Origin of the sequence: Staphylococcus sp. FSL W8-1268, from assembly GCF_038003965.1 — a bacterium.
Lineage (GTDB): Bacteria > Bacillota > Bacilli > Staphylococcales > Staphylococcaceae > Staphylococcus > Staphylococcus hominis.
This window is the reverse complement of sequence record NZ_JBBOQE010000001.1, coordinates 338,113-354,730: the sequence shown is the minus strand read 5'-3', so window position 1 is coordinate 354,730 and position 16,618 is coordinate 338,113. Positions and strand designations below refer to the sequence as shown.

General features: G+C 32.3%; 17 protein-coding genes. 5 read left to right on the top strand and 12 right to left on the bottom strand.

What is annotated here, in order from left to right:
- Positions 1-144: 144 nt before the first annotated feature.
- The 4 genes from NST64_RS01705 to cidR all read right to left on the bottom strand — a co-directional run bounded on the left by NST64_RS01705 (position 145) and on the right by cidR (position 4,100).
- The gene (locus tag NST64_RS01705; protein ID WP_002449340.1) at positions 145-1,884 is read right to left on the bottom strand and encodes a pyruvate oxidase; all 1,740 of its coding nucleotides are present in this window, start codon (positions 1,882-1,884) and stop codon (positions 145-147) included.
- Between the two features lie 50 nt (positions 1,885-1,934).
- Complete coding sequence (locus tag NST64_RS01700) at positions 1,935-2,621, bottom strand: LrgB family protein (RefSeq protein ID WP_002449420.1); 687 nt, start codon at positions 2,619-2,621, stop codon at positions 1,935-1,937.
- Between the two features lie 2 nt (positions 2,622-2,623).
- On the bottom strand, positions 2,624-3,013 hold the full coding sequence (locus NST64_RS01695) for a CidA/LrgA family protein (RefSeq protein WP_002449529.1): 390 nt from the start codon (positions 3,011-3,013) through the stop codon (positions 2,624-2,626).
- 202 nt (positions 3,014-3,215) lie between these two features.
- Complete coding sequence (cidR, locus tag NST64_RS01690) at positions 3,216-4,100, bottom strand: cidABC operon transcriptional activator CidR (protein ID WP_019835139.1); 885 nt, start codon at positions 4,098-4,100, stop codon at positions 3,216-3,218.
- A 224-nt stretch (positions 4,101-4,324) separates the two neighbouring features.
- On the opposite strand from cidR, the gene NST64_RS01685 reads away from it, so the two are divergent.
- Together NST64_RS01685 and NST64_RS01680 are read left to right on the top strand one after the other, a co-directional pair.
- On the top strand, positions 4,325-4,540 hold the full coding sequence (locus NST64_RS01685) for a sterile alpha motif-like domain-containing protein (RefSeq protein ID WP_002454831.1): 216 nt from the start codon (positions 4,325-4,327) through the stop codon (positions 4,538-4,540).
- Positions 4,541-4,757: 217 nt separating this feature from the next.
- A complete protein-coding gene (locus NST64_RS01680; protein WP_002449185.1) occupies positions 4,758-5,192 on the top strand; it encodes a CHAP domain-containing protein in 435 nt (144 codons plus the stop codon).
- Between the two features lie 73 nt (positions 5,193-5,265).
- Here the strand turns inward: NST64_RS01680 and NST64_RS01675 are convergent, their stop codons facing one another.
- The gene (locus tag NST64_RS01675; protein WP_002449342.1) at positions 5,266-6,543 is read right to left on the bottom strand and encodes a hydroxymethylglutaryl-CoA reductase, degradative; all 1,278 of its coding nucleotides are present in this window, start codon (positions 6,541-6,543) and stop codon (positions 5,266-5,268) included.
- Position 6,544: 1 nt separating this feature from the next.
- Complete coding sequence (locus tag NST64_RS01670) at positions 6,545-7,699, bottom strand: thiolase family protein (RefSeq protein WP_107632481.1); 1,155 nt, start codon at positions 7,697-7,699, stop codon at positions 6,545-6,547.
- Positions 7,700-7,811: 112 nt separating this feature from the next.
- Between NST64_RS01670 and NST64_RS01665 the strand changes: the two genes are divergently transcribed.
- Positions 7,812-8,978, top strand: coding sequence for a hydroxymethylglutaryl-CoA synthase (locus tag NST64_RS01665; RefSeq protein WP_039984099.1), 1,167 nt, complete (start codon positions 7,812-7,814; stop codon positions 8,976-8,978).
- Positions 8,979-9,098: 120 nt separating this feature from the next.
- Here the strand turns inward: NST64_RS01665 and NST64_RS01660 are convergent, their stop codons facing one another.
- Both NST64_RS01660 and NST64_RS01655 read right to left on the bottom strand, forming a co-directional pair.
- Positions 9,099-9,620: a methylated-DNA--[protein]-cysteine S-methyltransferase gene (locus NST64_RS01660; protein WP_107632480.1), complete on the bottom strand. Its 522-nt coding sequence runs from the start codon at positions 9,618-9,620 to the stop codon at positions 9,099-9,101.
- A gap of 152 nt (positions 9,621-9,772) precedes the next feature.
- Entirely contained in the window at positions 9,773-10,237 is a 465-nt protein-coding gene (locus tag NST64_RS01655) for a hypothetical protein (RefSeq protein ID WP_002449534.1), read from the bottom strand.
- A gap of 326 nt (positions 10,238-10,563) precedes the next feature.
- Between NST64_RS01655 and NST64_RS01650 the strand changes: the two genes are divergently transcribed.
- Positions 10,564-11,115: a TetR/AcrR family transcriptional regulator gene (locus NST64_RS01650; protein WP_107632374.1), complete on the top strand. Its 552-nt coding sequence runs from the start codon at positions 10,564-10,566 to the stop codon at positions 11,113-11,115.
- Between the two features lie 65 nt (positions 11,116-11,180).
- Here NST64_RS01650 and NST64_RS01645 read toward each other — a convergent pair whose 3' ends face one another.
- The 4 genes from NST64_RS01645 to pruA all read right to left on the bottom strand — a co-directional run bounded on the left by NST64_RS01645 (position 11,181) and on the right by pruA (position 15,366).
- Positions 11,181-11,369 (bottom strand): FeoB-associated Cys-rich membrane protein, encoded by a 189-nt coding sequence (locus tag NST64_RS01645; RefSeq protein WP_002449289.1) that lies wholly within the window; start codon positions 11,367-11,369, stop codon positions 11,181-11,183.
- Between the two features lie 11 nt (positions 11,370-11,380).
- Complete coding sequence (feoB, locus tag NST64_RS01640) at positions 11,381-13,375, bottom strand: ferrous iron transport protein B (protein ID WP_049419026.1); 1,995 nt, start codon at positions 13,373-13,375, stop codon at positions 11,381-11,383.
- 4 nt (positions 13,376-13,379) lie between these two features.
- On the bottom strand, positions 13,380-13,607 hold the full coding sequence (locus tag NST64_RS01635) for a FeoA family protein (RefSeq protein ID WP_049414278.1): 228 nt from the start codon (positions 13,605-13,607) through the stop codon (positions 13,380-13,382).
- 214 nt (positions 13,608-13,821) lie between these two features.
- Positions 13,822-15,366: an L-glutamate gamma-semialdehyde dehydrogenase gene (pruA, locus tag NST64_RS01630; protein WP_049419029.1), complete on the bottom strand. Its 1,545-nt coding sequence runs from the start codon at positions 15,364-15,366 to the stop codon at positions 13,822-13,824.
- Between the two features lie 268 nt (positions 15,367-15,634).
- Here pruA and NST64_RS01625 point away from each other — a divergent pair, with 268 nt between their 5' ends.
- A complete protein-coding gene (locus tag NST64_RS01625; RefSeq protein WP_107632373.1) occupies positions 15,635-16,585 on the top strand; it encodes an NAD-dependent epimerase/dehydratase family protein in 951 nt (316 codons plus the stop codon).
- Positions 16,586-16,618: the final 33 nt, after the last annotated feature.

Genomic DNA, 16,618 nt, shown 5'->3' with positions numbered 1-16,618 from the left:
TCTTTTTTAACAATTTAATTATACCTATAATATAAAGCGTTTTCAATATCTTTTTTACTAATATTTTACATTTTTTATAATTTAAATATTCATAAAAAAACACTGACAAAAGCATTACTTTCGTCAGTGTGTCGAATCTATTTCTTATAAGAAACGTTTAGCAGCTACAGAGATTGGTGGTACTTTATCAAAGTCAAATTCTTTATCTTCTGTGATAGATCTGTAAGCCCATTTACCATAACCATATGCTTCTTCGTTAACGATTTGACCTGGTAATGGCGCAGCATTTGGATCAACATGTACATCAACAACAGTTGGTACATTTTCATTTAATGCTGCTTCAACAATTTCATCAATACGGTTAGGGTCTTTTAATACATAACCTTTACCACCAGCAGCTTCAGCGAATTTAGCATGATCCATATCAGAGAAGTCAATGGCATATTCTAACTCACCAGCAGCTTGTTGTTCATATTTGATGAATGATAATTGTTTGTTATTTAATACGAAGACTGTCATTGGTAAATCGTATTGAACAGCAGTTGCGAAGTCTTGCATTACCATTTGGAATGCACCGTCACCAGTAATTGCAATTGCTTGACGACCTGGGTAAGCAATATTAGAAGCAAGGGCACCTGGAAGACCGCAACCCATTGTACCTAACCATGCTGAGATAATAAATTTATTATTAACATTTAAGTCTAAGTAACGTGTACCCCAAACAGTTGAAGTACCAACATCGATTGAGTATACAGCGTCATCTTTACTGTAATCATTGATAGCTTTCATTAAACGTTCTGGACGAATTGGAGCACTTGTATTATTCATGTCTTTTTCCATCCATTTATCCCATACAGCTTTACGTTTTAACGTTTTGTCTAAGAATGAACGATGAGGTACTGGTTTGATTGCTTCAGTTAATTGATGGAATGCTAATTTAACGTCACCAACAATACCAACATTAATATCGAAACGTTCACCAATTACGTTTGGATTTGTGTCGATTTGAATCGCTTTAATATTTTTCTTAGGTAAGTAATTTGCATAAGGGAAGTTAGTACCAGCCATGATTAATAAATCAGCATCTTGAATAGTTTGATAAGACGTTTTTGTACCAATTTTACCTAAGTTACCCACACTGTATGGATGTGAATCAGGTAAAACAGTTTTAGCTGGTAATGTATGAATTACAGGGATTTTAGCTGCTTCAATGAAGTCTTGTAATTCAGTTGAAGCATTTTTTGCACCTACCCCAACAAGCATAACTGGTTTTTTACTTTTGTTAATTAATTTAGCAGCTTTTTTAATGCTACGATAAGATGGTGTTGGTAACACTGGTCTAGACGTATCTACTGGACGATTTGTAGTGTCTTTAATTTTTTGAGTTAATAGATCATTTGGACAAATAATAACGGCTACACCATTTTTTTCATATGCAGTACGAATCGCTTCATTTGTAATTTCAAATAAGTCATCGCCTTTTTGAACTTGGTGATGGAATACTGCTACGTCGTCAACCATTTTAGAAATGTTAGTTTCTTGGAAGAATTTTGTACCTAATAATGTACTATTCGTTTGACCTGTAATAATAAGTTGAGGTACACGGTCCATTTTAGCGTCATACATACCATTTAATAAGTGAACAATCCCAGGTCCACCAATACTTAAAGCTACACCGATTTTACCTGTTAACTTTGTATATGCTGCAGCTGATAAGCTTGCAACTTCTTCATGACGTACATGATAAAATTTGAAAGTATCTCTAACTGTTCTTAAATTATCTACTACTGCGTCAACTGAGTCACCTGGAATACCCCATAAGTGATCAATATCCCAAGCTTGTAATGCTTTAACTAATGCTTCATTTGCTTTAATCTTCGCCATTTGATTAAATAGCCCCTTTCCTAAATATACATTTTATTTCTGTATTCCCTTTAGTAAAACAACTTAATCATAATTGGAATAAGAATTGAACTAATAACTGCTGTTAAAATCATTCCAATTGAGCTAAATGCGCCAGATTCGATGTCGTGTTCTAACGCTTTTGCAGTTCCAAAAGCATGTGATGCATTTCCGTATGTTAAACCTCTCGCGATTGATGTTTTAAATTGACCAACCTTAAGTAGCATTGAACCCATCATACTACCTATCAATCCAGTAGTAATGATAAACAGGACTGTAATCGTATCTGTACCTCCAAGTTCTTGAGAAACTTCAATTCCTACAGCAGCTGTGATTGATCTAGGTAGTATAGTTACGATTGTTTCTTCTGAGTAACCTAATAACTTTAACGAACTAAACACTAACACAAAATTCAATATCACGCCAGCCATGACGCTTGAAAAAATGACCCCAATATTTTCTACAATCTTATCTTTATTTTTATAAAGTGGATAAGCAAGACATACAACAGTGGCATTTAATAGATGGTTAATCCATTGACCGCCAATCATGTAATCGTGATAGTTTTGACGTGTTAAAAGTAAAACAATAATTATTCCAAGTGAACCGATTAATGCTGGATTCAATAATGGGTTATTATATTTACGTTGTAATATTTGAGCAAGTTTATACATTACAACAGTTAATAATATCATTAAAACGCCTTTTAATATATCCATTTTTAATGATTTCCTTTCTTAGTATGAGGTTTTTTCTTAGACATTGTTTCAGCAATAAATCCAGAAACAAGTGCCACACAGCTTGTACCAATAATAATCAAGAGGAAGAAAATAATATAACTTGTAGTGATATTAGAAACAATATCCATAATTCCTACAACTGAAGGAATAAAGAAGAAGACCATTGTAGTTAATAAGAAGTCGGCTCCTTTAGAAACCCATTCAACACGAATAATTTTAAAATGTAATAAAATATAAAATAATATCATACCGATAATACTTCCTGCTAATGGTATATGTAGCCATTTTTGTAGCAGTGAACCTATAATACTAATCGCTACCACCAATACGATTTGAAGAATAATCTCTATAATATTTAATGCTTTTTTCAAAACGACTGACCTCCATAAATTTGTCGAATTTGTTACAGCGATTTTTTAGTCTATATTCAAAATTGTAATCTATATTGATAGATTATAAAAATATTGATTTTATATATAACTTATAGTTATTTTCTATGGAACCGTTTTAAAAATAAAAAAATAGTGAGAGAACCTACGTTAAGGTTTTTCACTATTTGTAAAAATGAACCGTTTACTTGTTTTCCAATCTCTCAGTCATAAATTTTATCCATTTAGAAGTTGCATAACTTAAAAGTTTATCTTTTTTCCAAATTGCTCCAAGTTCCCAGCTCATACCTGAGTCTTCAATTTTTATACTTTTAATCTCATCTTTTAACATCTTGGCAATATGTTCTGGTAAAATACTAACGCCTAATCGTGCTATGACTAAATATTCGATGAAATTCCATTGTGATACATTGGACACTGTATTTGGGATAAAACCAGCATTTTTTGCAGCAGCTATAATTTTATCATTAAGATAAAAGTCCTCATTGAATAATATAAAATCTTCATTTTTCAAATCAGCCATAGTCACAGATGAACGCTTAGCTAACTGATGTTCTTCACTCACTATAAGTCTTAAATCTTCACTATATAAAGACACATAATCAAATGTGTTCTCATCTATAGGAATGGTCGTAATGCCAATGTCTATTTGATCGTTAATCAAACGATTTTCAATCGATTTACCCCCACTTTCATTAAGACTATAGGTAACGTTTGGATATAATTTATGAAACTCCGCCAAAATATTAATAAACTGTTGCATATCCATCACTGCTGACATCCCAATATTAATATGACCTGTTTCTAAACCAAGCAAGCCATTAATTTCATTTGGAATATTATCATATAATGCTAAAATTTCTTCACATTTTTTATAAAACACTTTTCCTGCATCTGTAAGAACTAAATAACGTTTTTGTCGATCGAATAAAGGCATGTCTAATTCTTTTTCAATATCTTTTATTGCTTTACTTATAGTTGGTTGAGCAATATATAAAGATTTAGAAGCATTTGTCATACCACCTTGATTCACAACTTCCATAAAATATTTCATATGCTTGATATCCAATTGCTCACCTTCTTAAAAAATTCTTTTTTTTATTATACATTATTTTTGTAAAAAAAATGTAAATTCATTCAATTTGAATTCATTCGAGAACTGACTCAAATATGTATACTTTATGGAAAAATAATATTTATAAATAAATTATTTTTCATATAAACAAAACTATATTTTCAAATTACAAAAAATGTTATAATCAAAATCGGCTCAAGCGAATATGAGGTGATGAATTGAGCTTTTACGAATTTATGCAAAATTTTATAGGCGATGACACACCATTAGGTGAATTGGTAAATTGGATTAATCAAGATAACACTTTTCCTAAAGACGTGAAGAGCCAAAACGAAATATTGCTATATTTTCGAACAAATCCGTGTCTTGAAAACATACCGGTGACTAGTGTTAAAAGAGCATTAGCTGTTTTTAACCAATTCACAGATGTATGATTTCAATAAAATGTAGTTATACATTACATGGAAGTATCATCTCACTAAGGCGCCATCGTGGCGTCTTTTTTTATACAAAAATTTAGCTACAGTATATTACGTATATTTCAGAAGTATTACAGTTATTTGTATAATTCATTTCTTATATTGTATTACAACTTTTTAAATAATATTATTATTTTAGATTTTAAATTATTTGATTTTTAAGGAGAACTTAATGAAAATTAAAACATTCATTTTACGTCTAATATTAGCTACGACAATTATTTTTACTGGAACTTATACATATCAAAATGTTGAACATACACATACTTCTGAAGCAGCTGGTTATAACTATTATAATAAATATCAATGTACTTGGTGGGCATATCAACGCCGTGTTCAATTAGGTAAACCTGTTTCAAATCAATGGGGTAATGCCAAAAACTGGTACTATAGAGCTCAGCGTGCTGGTTATAGAACAGGACATAAGCCTAAACGCTATGCTATTATGCAATCAACTGCAGGATATTACGGTCATGTTGCCATCGTTGAACGTGTTTACAGTAGTGGAAAAATTCTTGTTTCAGAATATAATTATAACCGTCCACTAGCCTACAGTACGCGTTATATTAGTGCATCTGCTGCGCGTAATTACAATTACATTTATTAATTGACATAACATAATAAGCCATGAAAGTTTAGTGATGGAATCTCTTCCATTTCTAAATTCTCATGGCTTATTTTTAAGATTGACGTATTGATTTTAAAATACGTTTAGCCGCTTCGGTATTTGCTTTAGGTTCTTGTTTAAGTTGCTCAGCAACTTTTGAAATTTCTTCACCTTTAGCGCCTACAACAATCGCTAATGATTTATATTGCAAACTCATATGTCCTTTTTGAATACCTTCTGAAACAAGGGCTCTACAAGCTGAAAAGTTCTGTGCTAAACCTACTGCAGCCACTACATGTCCTAATTCTCTAGCAGACTCAACGTTGAGTAAGTCTAGAGAAGCTTTCGCGATTGGTAATACTTTCGTTCCTCCGCCAACGATGGCTAAAGTCATCGGTACTTCAATTGTGCCCACAAGACGTCCACGGGCTTTATCATATTTCCACGTGGCCATGCCTCTATACTGACCATCACGTGCTGCATAAGCATGCGCACTTGCTTCAGCACCTCGTGTATCGTTACCTGTAGCTAGAACAACGGCATGAATTCCATTCATGACTCCTTTGTTATGTGTTGCTGCCCGATGAATATCGACTTGTGCAAGCACTGACGCACGCTCCATTCTCTTAGCTACTTCTTCACCAGAATAATCGCCGCGATTTAAATCATTGATATCAATCTCACCTTCTACCCTTACAACAGAAGACGTTGCATGATTAGATAAGATACTCATTAATATCTCTTGATCTGTTAACTCATTTTTTAGATAGGCTGTCACTGCTTCTAAAATGGTATTAAGCATATTTGCGCCCATCGCATCTTTAGTATCAACAAATACTTTAAGAGATAATAACTGTTCATTAGGAAACGCATCTATGTCAATACCACGATAGCCACCCCCACGACGGATGATAGAAGGATAGGCTTCATCTGCAATACGTTTAATTTGGTTTTCTTGTTTTTGAATGCGTTGTGTTAAGTCTTCTGTATCTTTAACATCATCAAATACGATTTGTCCAATCATCAATCGTTCACTTTTTATCGTTTTAAATCCTCCAGTTTGGTTAACAAGTTTCGCTCCATAACTCGCAGCAGCAACAACTGACGGCTCTTCAACCATCATAGGTACCACATATTCTTTTTCATCTACGATAATTTTAGGTAATAATCCAACTGGTAACGTACCCTGGCCAATGACATTTTCGATGAGACTGTTTGCCACTTCCTCATCAATAACTGGATTGCTTAATAATGTTTGATAATTCGTTTTATCTAACCATCCGTAGTCTACTAATTGTTTTAATTTATCTTCTCTTGATAAATGACGAAAGTTTTTATCTAAACTTTTCATATTAATGTACTCCCTTTTCAATCATTAAAGCAATGCCTAGTCCTCCACCAATGCAAGCTGTTGCGATACCTGCATGTTGATGTTCTTGTTCTAAAGCATTCACAAGTGTTGTAACGAGACGTGCACCACTTGCACCAATAGGATGTCCTAATGCAATGGCACCACCATAAATATTTAAAATGCTATCAGGAATTTTTAAATGATCCTTAACAGGTATACTTTGAGCTGCAAATGCTTCAGTCATTTCTATAATATCAATATCATTAATGTTTTGATGTGTTTTTTCTAATAATTTTTCTACTGCATAAAAAGGTGCATAACCCATGTATTGTGGATCGCAACCTACTTCAGCGTAATCTCCTACTATGCCAAGAATTTCAAATCCATGTTCTTTTGCAAATGTTGCTTCCATTAAAATAAGGGCAGATGATCCATCATTAATACTCGAAGCATTACCACCAGTGACTGTTCCATTCTCTTTAAATATTGTTTTCAAAGTAGATAATTTTTCAACACTACTATTTGATCTTATACCTTCATCAGAAGTCATCTCATTACCTTCAGCGTCTGTCATTTTTATAATTTCGTTATCAAATTTACCTTCTTCCACGGCTTTTGCAGCTTTAGCATGAGAATGGTTAGCAAACTCGTCTTGCATTTCACGTGTTACATGATATTTTTCAGCTATATTTTCTGCTGTGACACCCATCGGAACATAATGGAAAGCATCCGTTAATCCATCATGCATAAAACTTTCTACAGGGTCTTCTCCGTCTTTTAAAATAAGTTTAGGTGCATTAGTCATACTTTCAACACCACCAACAGCAACGACTTTAGCTTCTCCTAATTGAATAAGTTGCTTCCCTAAAATAATTGCTTTAAGTCCTGAACCACATACTTCATTAATCGTCATCGCTGGAGTTGTATCAGGAATACCTGATTTAATAGCAATTTGTCGTGCAGAGTTTTGTCCTATACCACTTTGTAAGACATTTCCGAAAATAACTTGTTCAATAAGAGATGGATCGATATCAATTGATTCAATAGCTCCTTTTAAAGCTGTTGTACCTAGTTCAACAGCTGAATAATTTCTCAATTTCCCTTTATATTTGCCAATTGGCGTTCTTTTAGCACTTACAATAGCGATTTGTTTCATTCTTTATCTCCTTGCCTGTAATATAGATATAATTGTATTTTAGTAATTTATTTTGGTAAAATACAGAGTATTGTATTGTTAAAATTAGACTATTCGAAAGGATGACATGCCTGTGAATATAGGTATCGATAAAATCAATTTTTATGTCCCTAAATACTATGTAGACATGGCGAAGCTTGCAGAGGCTCGTCAAGTTGATCCAAACAAATTTTTAATTGGGATTGGACAAACACAAATGGCAGTAAGTCCAGTATCTCAAGATATCGTATCAATGGGAGCCAATGCTGCTAAAGATATTATAACAGAAGATGATAAAAAACATATTGGAATGGTTATCGTTGCTACTGAATCTGCTATCGACAACGCTAAAGCCGCAGCAGTTCAAATTCACCATTTATTAAATATCCAACCTTTTGCACGTTGTTTTGAAATGAAAGAAGCTTGCTATGCAGCTACACCTGCAATTCAACTTGCTAAAGATTATCTTGCAAACCGTCCTAACGAAAAAGTATTGGTCATTGCAAGTGATACAGCACGTTATGGTATCGAGTCAGGCGGTGAACCTACACAAGGTGCTGGTGCAGTGGCAATGTTAATTTCACATCAGCCTCGCATTTTACAATTAAACAATGATGCTGTTGCTTATACAGCAGATGTGTATGATTTCTGGAGACCGACTGGTTATAAATATCCACTTGTTGCAGGTGCATTATCAAAAGATGCATATATTGAATCATTCCAAGAAAGTTGGAAAGAGTATGCACGTCGTGAAGATAAATCATTATCCGATTTTGAATCATTATGTTTCCATGTGCCTTTTACTAAAATGGGCAAAAAAGCATTAGATTCTATCATTAATGATACTGATGAAACGACTCAATCTCGATTAACGTCTGGTTATGAAGATGCTGTATACTATAATCGTCATGTAGGTAATATATATACTGGATCACTTTATTTAAGTTTAATTTCATTACTTGAAAACAGAACTTTAACTCCTGGTCAAACAATTGGATTATTTAGTTATGGTTCTGGGTCAGTGGGAGAATTCTTTAGCGCCACAGTAGTGGAAGGTTTTGAACAACACTTAGATAAAAAAGCACATCAAGCTTTATTAAATGAGCGTCAAGAAGTATCTGTAAAAGAATACGAATCGTTCTTCAGACGTTTTGATGATTTATCTTTTAATCATGAGATTGAAAACGTAGAAAACGATAAAAATATCTTTTATTTAGAAAACATTGAAGATGATATTAGATATTATCATTCTCCTGAATAATGTATATCAATCCGATATTAAAAAAGGTGGGACGATGTACTCAAAATGAATTCGTCATCCCATCTCCCCAAAACATTATAAACGCCTAAGACAACTCATTATGTCTTAGGCGCCTTTTATTTATGGTTTAGTTGTGTATAATGGTCGATATAATTGACTCATATTCACATTTTCAATTTCTAACAATTTAATTTTATTATCAATTGTTCCACCATATCCTGTTAAACTACCATCTTTTCCTACAACGCGATGACAAGGAATGATGATAGAAATTGGATTTTTTCCTACAGCTCCACCTACAGCTTGTGCAGACATTTTTGGTTTGTTTAATACTTGACCAATATGTTTTGCAATGGTTCCGTAAGTAGTAAGCTCTCCATATGGGATCGTATTAAGATAAGCCCATACTTCTTGTTGAAAAGATGTACCATGAGGTTGTAAAGGAAAATCAATCTCTGGATTATTTCCTAAGAAATAGTCATCAAGCCATCGCTTTACTTTTTTTAAAATATATAGTTCATAATCTGTAGGAAAACGTAAATGCGTGTATTGATATAAATATTCTAATTGCGTCACTACTTCTCCGTCTGTAACGATTTCTAAATTACCTACTGGAGAGTGATAAAGCATTGAATAGAACATAATAGCTTCCTCCTTACTCTATTGTATTGTAATAAAAAATAAGAAGCGAGACTGAATTCATTTGAATTCCTCTTCTCGCTTCCATTAATCAATTCTGACACATTGATTTATAACTGTTTAATACTAAGTTTATTTTAAGAATACAATCGTTCTTAATTGAAGTTATATAATTCATAGCCTTTATCTTTAGCATATTCTAATGCTAAAATTTCTAATATATTGATAAATGCTGGCTCATCTTTAACATTTACATATTGGAATTTTAATCCATAATCTTCAGCAGTGATTGATTTAATATCGTCTTCGTTCAAGCCTTTTTGTTGAGCTAAGCCTTTTTTAAATTTTGTTGTGCCTACACCAGATTTTAAGTTATATTGTCCCATTTTGTTAAATAAGTCTTTCGTAATAGGTTGATAACCTGTTGAATATCCTCCAGTTTGACCTACAAATATTGGTGTTTTTTTATCAAAAATAACATATACACCAAATTTATCTTGAACTTTTTCACGATCTGGTTTACTAAATGATAAAGCATTATTTTTGTCATACTTAAATAATTTTTTAAGTTGTTTTTTATTATCTTCTTTAATTTGATTTAATCTTTTACTACCTTTCATATTTTACCATCCTCCAGTATAGAGTATTTTTATATTTTATAGAATTATCATTGAATCATTCTATAAAGAATACTATTTTTCTATAATTTTTTAATTTTTATTTATAATTCTAATTAATTTCTTTAAAATTTGTATACCCTATTCATCCTAGTTAAAACTTTTCTATATTATAAATTATTTAACGCTAAACATAAAAAATCATTTCTTTTATTAAATTGTAATTTATTAGTTATTCTCTATTTATTTATAGATATTTCTATTCTATAATCATATATTATGTATCTCTATATAAATATTTTATAGTTTACATGTTAGGGGAGAAAGACATGAATGATAAAGATTTAAGAGTGATAAAGACTAAGAAAGCGTTAACGAGTAGTTTATATGCTTTACTAGAAATAGAACCCTTCTCTTCTATTACAGTTCATAAAATTTGTGAAAATGCTGGTATTCATCGTACTACATTTTATAAACACTTTTATGATAAATATGAACTACTCGTCTATTTACTTGAAGTCATTGGGAAAAATTACTTTGCAATTGATATTAAGGAACGTATTAATCGTCCGTTTCAAGTTTTGTCTAATTCATTAAATCGTGAAACATTGTCTAGAATCGAACACATGCAAAAAGAGGATAATGAATACAACAAAGTTAGAAATCAGTTTCTTATAGATATTATCAAAAATGATGTTTATGAAAATATGGATCGGATAGCACTTGAAGAAACCATTCCTAAAAGCTTAGTTTTCTATGTTTTTGGTTCAATTATAGGTGGTTTTTTAGAGTGGCAAAAAAATGAGGAGACAACACTTACGCCTAAAGAAATGGATGACGTTTTTCATAAATTAGTTAATATTAAAACGATTAATTACTGATCAAACCATCGTTATATCGTTTTAATAAATAACCCCCGTCTTAATTCGACGGGGGTTATTTATTATTAATTATTGTTTTTTATATGATTTAATTTTAATTCATTTAACTCGCTAGATGCATTAATATCACAATTACAATCTGTATCGCAACTACCACATTTTCCTTGAGTAGAGCGATTAAAGAATTTATATAATGTATACGCAGCGTAACCAAAAATAGCAACAAAAATGATTACGTTTATTAATAAAGTCATTGTCATCATCCTTATATAAGTAATTTTGTTATTTGATAAAATGCAAATGTTAATATATACGCTGTAAAAATTGGATAAATTAATGCTGTAAGTGTCCATTTCCATGATGTTGTTTCTTTACGAATTGTTGCAACAGTTGAAATACATGGCACATATAATAATATAAAAATCATAAAGGCATATGCAGATAACGGTGTGAACTGTTGTTGAATGACATTGACTAAACCACCTTCACTAGAAGAATACAAGATAGCCATAGAACTTACAATGACTTCTTTAGCTAAGAATCCTGGAATTAACGTAGCGCCTGCTTGCCAACTACCAAATCCTAATGGAGCAATGAGATGTCCAAAGAATTCTCCAATACTGTGCATGAAGCTTTCATCAATCTGTACATTCACTCCATGAGGACCGATGTAACTCAATGCCCAAATGACTACAGAACCACCAAAAATAAATGTTCCTGCTTTTTTTACAAATCCTTTTGCTTTTTCCCAAGTACTTCTCCATAACGTTTTAATTGATGGAACTCTATATGTAGGTAGTTCCACAATAAATACGGAATTCTCACTTTTAAGAATAAACTTGTTAAGTAATGTACTTACAATTAATGCCACTACAATTCCTAATACATATAAACTTAGGACTACAAGAGATTGATACTTTTCAAAAAATACTCCTACAAAAATAGCATATACTGGCAATCGCGCCGAACATGACATGAAAGGTGCAATTAAAATAGTAATTAGTCTTTCTTTTTCATTTTCAATACTCCGTGTTGCCATAATACTGGGTACATTACAACCAAATCCAATAATCATGGGAATAAATGATTTTCCACTTAATCCTATTGATTCCATTGTTCTATCCATTAAAACTGCAATTCGTGCCATATATCCTGAATCTTCTAAAAGTGAAATAAAGAAGAATAATACAATAATTTGTGGCACAAATACTAAGACTGAACCTACTCCAGCTACAATACCATCTGTAATCAAATTTTGTAGAAATGGCGCAACATGTATATAATGCATGCCTGCCTTTAACCAATCTGTGAGTGGTCCGCTAAAGAAAGCATCTAGCTGATCTGATAATGGTGTTCCTATCCAAGTAAATGTCGTTTGAAAAATCAGCCACATAATGACTAGAAATATTGGAATACCTAAGTATCTATTCATTATCATTTTATCGAGTTTTTCAGTTAAAAATTGCTGTTCTTCATTCGGATATTCAACGACACCATCTAATAGACGATCAATGTATTGATTTCGAATGATTTCAATATGTTGTCGTATTGATACATCTAAGTGTTGACTTAACTTCTCTTTAATAGGTTCAATTTGTTCGGAAATGACTGAAGGTAGTTCTCGCTCGATTTCCGGATTGTCTAATAAATACTGAATTGCTATAAAGCGTAAACGTTTTGAAGGATATTCAGTATGTGCTTGAATGATAGAAGTCATTTGCTTAATCGCATCTTCAGTTTCTTTACCATAACTGATTTTGAAGTGTCGTTTTTCTTTTGGATGTAAAAAAGACAATTCATTTAGCAATTCCTCCGTACCTTTTCCTTTACGAGCAACGATGGGAAATACAGGTACTTTCAGTTTTCTCATTAGATCTTCATATTTAATTTTAATACCTCTTTGCGTTGCCACATCTACCATGTTTAATCCAATGATAATAGGTTCATTTAATTCCATTAATTGTATTGTCAGTTGAAGGTTTCTCTTTAATTGACTGGCATCAATAATGTTAATCATACCTGTAAATGTATTTGTCATCAGATAGTCTGTGACAACTGTTTCATCTTTAGAAATAGGTGATAAATCATAAATACCCGGTAAATCGATTAAATTGCCAATATCTTTCTTTAATTGTCCAACTTTCTTTTCAACTGTAACGCCACTCCAGTTTCCAATGTATTCATACGAACCGGTTAGTGCATTAAACAATGATGTCTTTCCTACATTTGGATTACCTAATATACAGAAGCTTTCGTGCATAGGCTTACTCCTCTAACATAATTAAACGTGCATCACGTTGACGAATGCTTACACATTGGCCATTAATTTCAACAACACTTGGTCCATTTAACAAGCACTTTTGTTTAATACTGATTTTACTACCTACATTTAAGCCAAAGGCACCTAAACGATATAGCATATTTTTATTTTGAATATCAATTTGTTTAACTACATACTTTTTATCTTTTGATGCAGTGTTTACATTTATCATTCCAGTCACACTTTCTATTTGTAATTAATAATCATTCTCAACACTTAAATGATAACCTTTTTCACTTACTTTTACAATCATTTATTTATTCATTTTTCATAAATTTTAGATATGATTCATACATTGTTTAGCGTATTTATTTTTTTGAGAGTATAAAAAAGCTGTGGAAAATCGAACGAATTCGACTTTCCACAGCACCTACCACTTAGTGATGTTAAAACATCTCTGATACCACTTTTTGTTCTAAAAAGTTTAATAAATAGTCAGGACTGCCTGTTTTAGCGTCTGTACCTGACATTTTGAAACCACCAAATGGGTGGTAACCTACAACAGCTGCAGTACATCCACGATTTAGATATAAGTTACCTACATCAAATTCATTTACAGCTTGAATCCAATGTTCACGATTGTTTGTGATGACCGCGCCTGTTAAGCCATAATCTGTATCATTTGCAATATCAATGGCTTCATTAAAGTTATCGAATTTGGTGAAGCCAACTACAGGGCCAAAGATTTCTTCTTGCATCACTTGATCAGAAGATGTTAATCCTGAAATGATTGTTGGATGGATAAAGTAACCTGTTGAATCATCCGCTTCTCCACCAATTTCAATTTTTCCTTCTTTACTACCAATTTCAATATATTTTTTAATTTTATCGAATTGTTTTTTATTAATAACAGGTCCCATAAATGTATTATCAACAGTATTACCTACTGTTAAATCTTTTGTTAACTCAATTGCCTTTTCTAAGACTTCATCATAAACAGCGCTATGCACAATGGCACGTGAACATGCTGAACACTTTTGACCGGAGAATCCAAACGCTGACGTTACAATAGAGTGTGCAGCTAAGTCTGTATCTACACCTTCATCTACTACAATCGCATCTTTACCACCCATTTCAGCAATCACACGTTTTAAGAAAGTTTGACCTTCTTGTACAACTGCACTACGCTCGTAAATGCGTGTTCCTGTTGCACGAGACCCCGTGAATGTCACAAAATGTGTATGCACAGAATCAACTAAGTAATCACCAATGTCTTTAGGATCACCAGGCACAAAGTTTACCACACCTTTAGGTAAGCCTGCTTCTTCTAAAATTTCAATCAGTTTATATGCAGTAAGCACTGTGTCTTCAGCAGGTTTCAATAACACCGTATTACCTGCAACCACTGGTGCTAATGTTGTACCCGCCATAATTGCAAATGGGAAGTTCCAAGGTGGAATGGTTACACCTGTACCAATCGGTTTATAGAAATATTGATTGTGTTCACCTTCACGATCTAAGACCGGTTTACCATCTGCAAGTTCCATCATTGAACGAGCATAATATTCTATAAAATCAATACCTTCAGCCGCATCTCCAACTGCTTCATCCCAAGGTTTACCCGCTTCATATACCATGACTGCTGAAATTTCTTCTTTACGACGACGAATGATTGCTGCGACACGAAGCATTAATTCAGCACGATCTTTGTGTGACCATTTACGCCATGCGTCATAAGCCTTGTTTGAAGATTCAAATGCGTTATCTACATCGTCTTTTGTCGCTTTTGACACTTTAGCTACTAATTCAGATGTATTCGCTGGATTAATTGAATCGAATGTATCATCCTTAATGATATGTTCACCATCAATGACAATAGGAAGCGTTTGGCCTAAGCTATGTTTTACTTTTTCTAACGTTTTTTGAAATCTTTCAACATTTTCTTGTACAGAAAAATCAATACCAGGTTCATTTTTGAAAGGTACTACCATACTTCATTACCCCCTATATGTTTTTAAATATTTAAATTCATTCTCTAACCCTTTGTTTCTTAATCATGATATTTTCTATCATTAACTTCATTTTACTATGCTTACTCCTTTATTTGCAACCGCTTACAAAATTGTTTGTTTAAACTTTTCTTCAAATACCAATATAGCCCTATCAGTACATTTTTATATAAATAATTTATAATTTAAATAAAATAAAGTATAATAATCACAACATAATTAACCGACATCTAGAAAAGGAAGTATTTATATGAAAGTACTTATCACTGGGGGAGCAGGTTTTATTGGCTCCCATGTAGCAGAATATTTTATGAAACATGACACAGAAGTACATATTATTGACAACTTAAGTTCCGGCTTTTTAAAGAATATACCTTTTGTGAACAATGAACATATTTATATCAAAGACATCACCGATTTTGAATTTGTAACACAGTTAATACAAAAAGAACAATTTGATTTTGTCATTCATTTAGCTGCTATGGTAAGTGTAGTAAAAACTATTGAAAAACCAGAATTATCCAATCGTATTAATATAGATGCTACTGTCAATATATTAGAAGCAATTCGAATATATAATCCAAATATTAAAAAAGTCATATTTGCTTCTTCTGCAGCTATTTATGGTCATCTACCCGATTTACCTAAATCTGTAGAACAATCGAAACCATTTCCATTATCTCCATATGCTATTCAAAAGTACACCGGAGAACAATATACTAAGATTTATAATCATTTATATCAAATTCCTTGTACTTGTTTAAGATTCTTTAATATTTACGGTCCTAGACAAAATCCAACATCTGATTATTCAGGAGTCATTTCTATTATGAATACTAAGTTTTTAAATCATTCAACCTTTACATTTTATGGAGATGGTGAACAAACACGTGATTTTGTTTATATCGATGATTTAATCAATGCTCTATCAATTGTTCTTAATACTACTCTAACGGATGGTTTTATCTATAACGTAGGCACAGGAACACAAACAAATTTGAAAGCTGTTTTTCAATCGTTCGAACATGGCTTTGATTATCATATACCTTATCAATTTGAAGCCCCACGTCTTGGAGATATTAAACATTCTTGTGCTGACATTACCCCGCTCAAAGCATTAGGTTACAATCCTAGATATAGTATTGAAGAAGGTATTACAGCTTATTTGACTTATAATAAACATAACAACATCACTATTTAATAGAAAAACGGTTAGCTTTTATTAATATGCTAA

Excerpts from the sequence above, each read along its gene's own strand:
- NST64_RS01705 (WP_002449340.1), bottom strand. The coding sequence starts at position 1,884 with ATGGCGAAGATTAAAGCAAATGAAGCATTAGTTAAAGCATTACAAGCT.
- NST64_RS01700 (WP_002449420.1), bottom strand. The coding sequence starts at position 2,621 with ATGGATATATTAAAAGGCGTTTTAATGATATTATTAACTGTTGTAATG.
- NST64_RS01680 (WP_002449185.1), top strand. The coding sequence starts at position 4,758 with ATGAAAATTAAAACATTCATTTTACGTCTAATATTAGCTACGACAATT.
- NST64_RS01675 (WP_002449342.1), bottom strand. The coding sequence starts at position 6,543 with ATGAAAAGTTTAGATAAAAACTTTCGTCATTTATCAAGAGAAGATAAA.
- NST64_RS01670 (WP_107632481.1), bottom strand. The coding sequence starts at position 7,699 with ATGAAACAAATCGCTATTGTAAGTGCTAAAAGAACGCCAATTGGCAAA.
- NST64_RS01660 (WP_107632480.1), bottom strand. The coding sequence starts at position 9,620 with ATGTTCTATTCAATGCTTTATCACTCTCCAGTAGGTAATTTAGAAATC.
- NST64_RS01655 (WP_002449534.1), bottom strand. The coding sequence starts at position 10,237 with ATGAAAGGTAGTAAAAGATTAAATCAAATTAAAGAAGATAATAAAAAA.
- NST64_RS01650 (WP_107632374.1), top strand. The coding sequence starts at position 10,564 with ATGAATGATAAAGATTTAAGAGTGATAAAGACTAAGAAAGCGTTAACG.
- NST64_RS01645 (WP_002449289.1), bottom strand. The coding sequence starts at position 11,369 with ATGACTTTATTAATAAACGTAATCATTTTTGTTGCTATTTTTGGTTAC.
- feoB (WP_049419026.1), bottom strand. The coding sequence starts at position 13,375 with ATGCACGAAAGCTTCTGTATATTAGGTAATCCAAATGTAGGAAAGACA.
- NST64_RS01635 (WP_049414278.1), bottom strand. The coding sequence starts at position 13,607 with ATGATAAATGTAAACACTGCATCAAAAGATAAAAAGTATGTAGTTAAA.
- pruA (WP_049419029.1), bottom strand. The coding sequence starts at position 15,366 with ATGGTAGTACCTTTCAAAAATGAACCTGGTATTGATTTTTCTGTACAA.
- NST64_RS01625 (WP_107632373.1), top strand. The coding sequence starts at position 15,635 with ATGAAAGTACTTATCACTGGGGGAGCAGGTTTTATTGGCTCCCATGTA.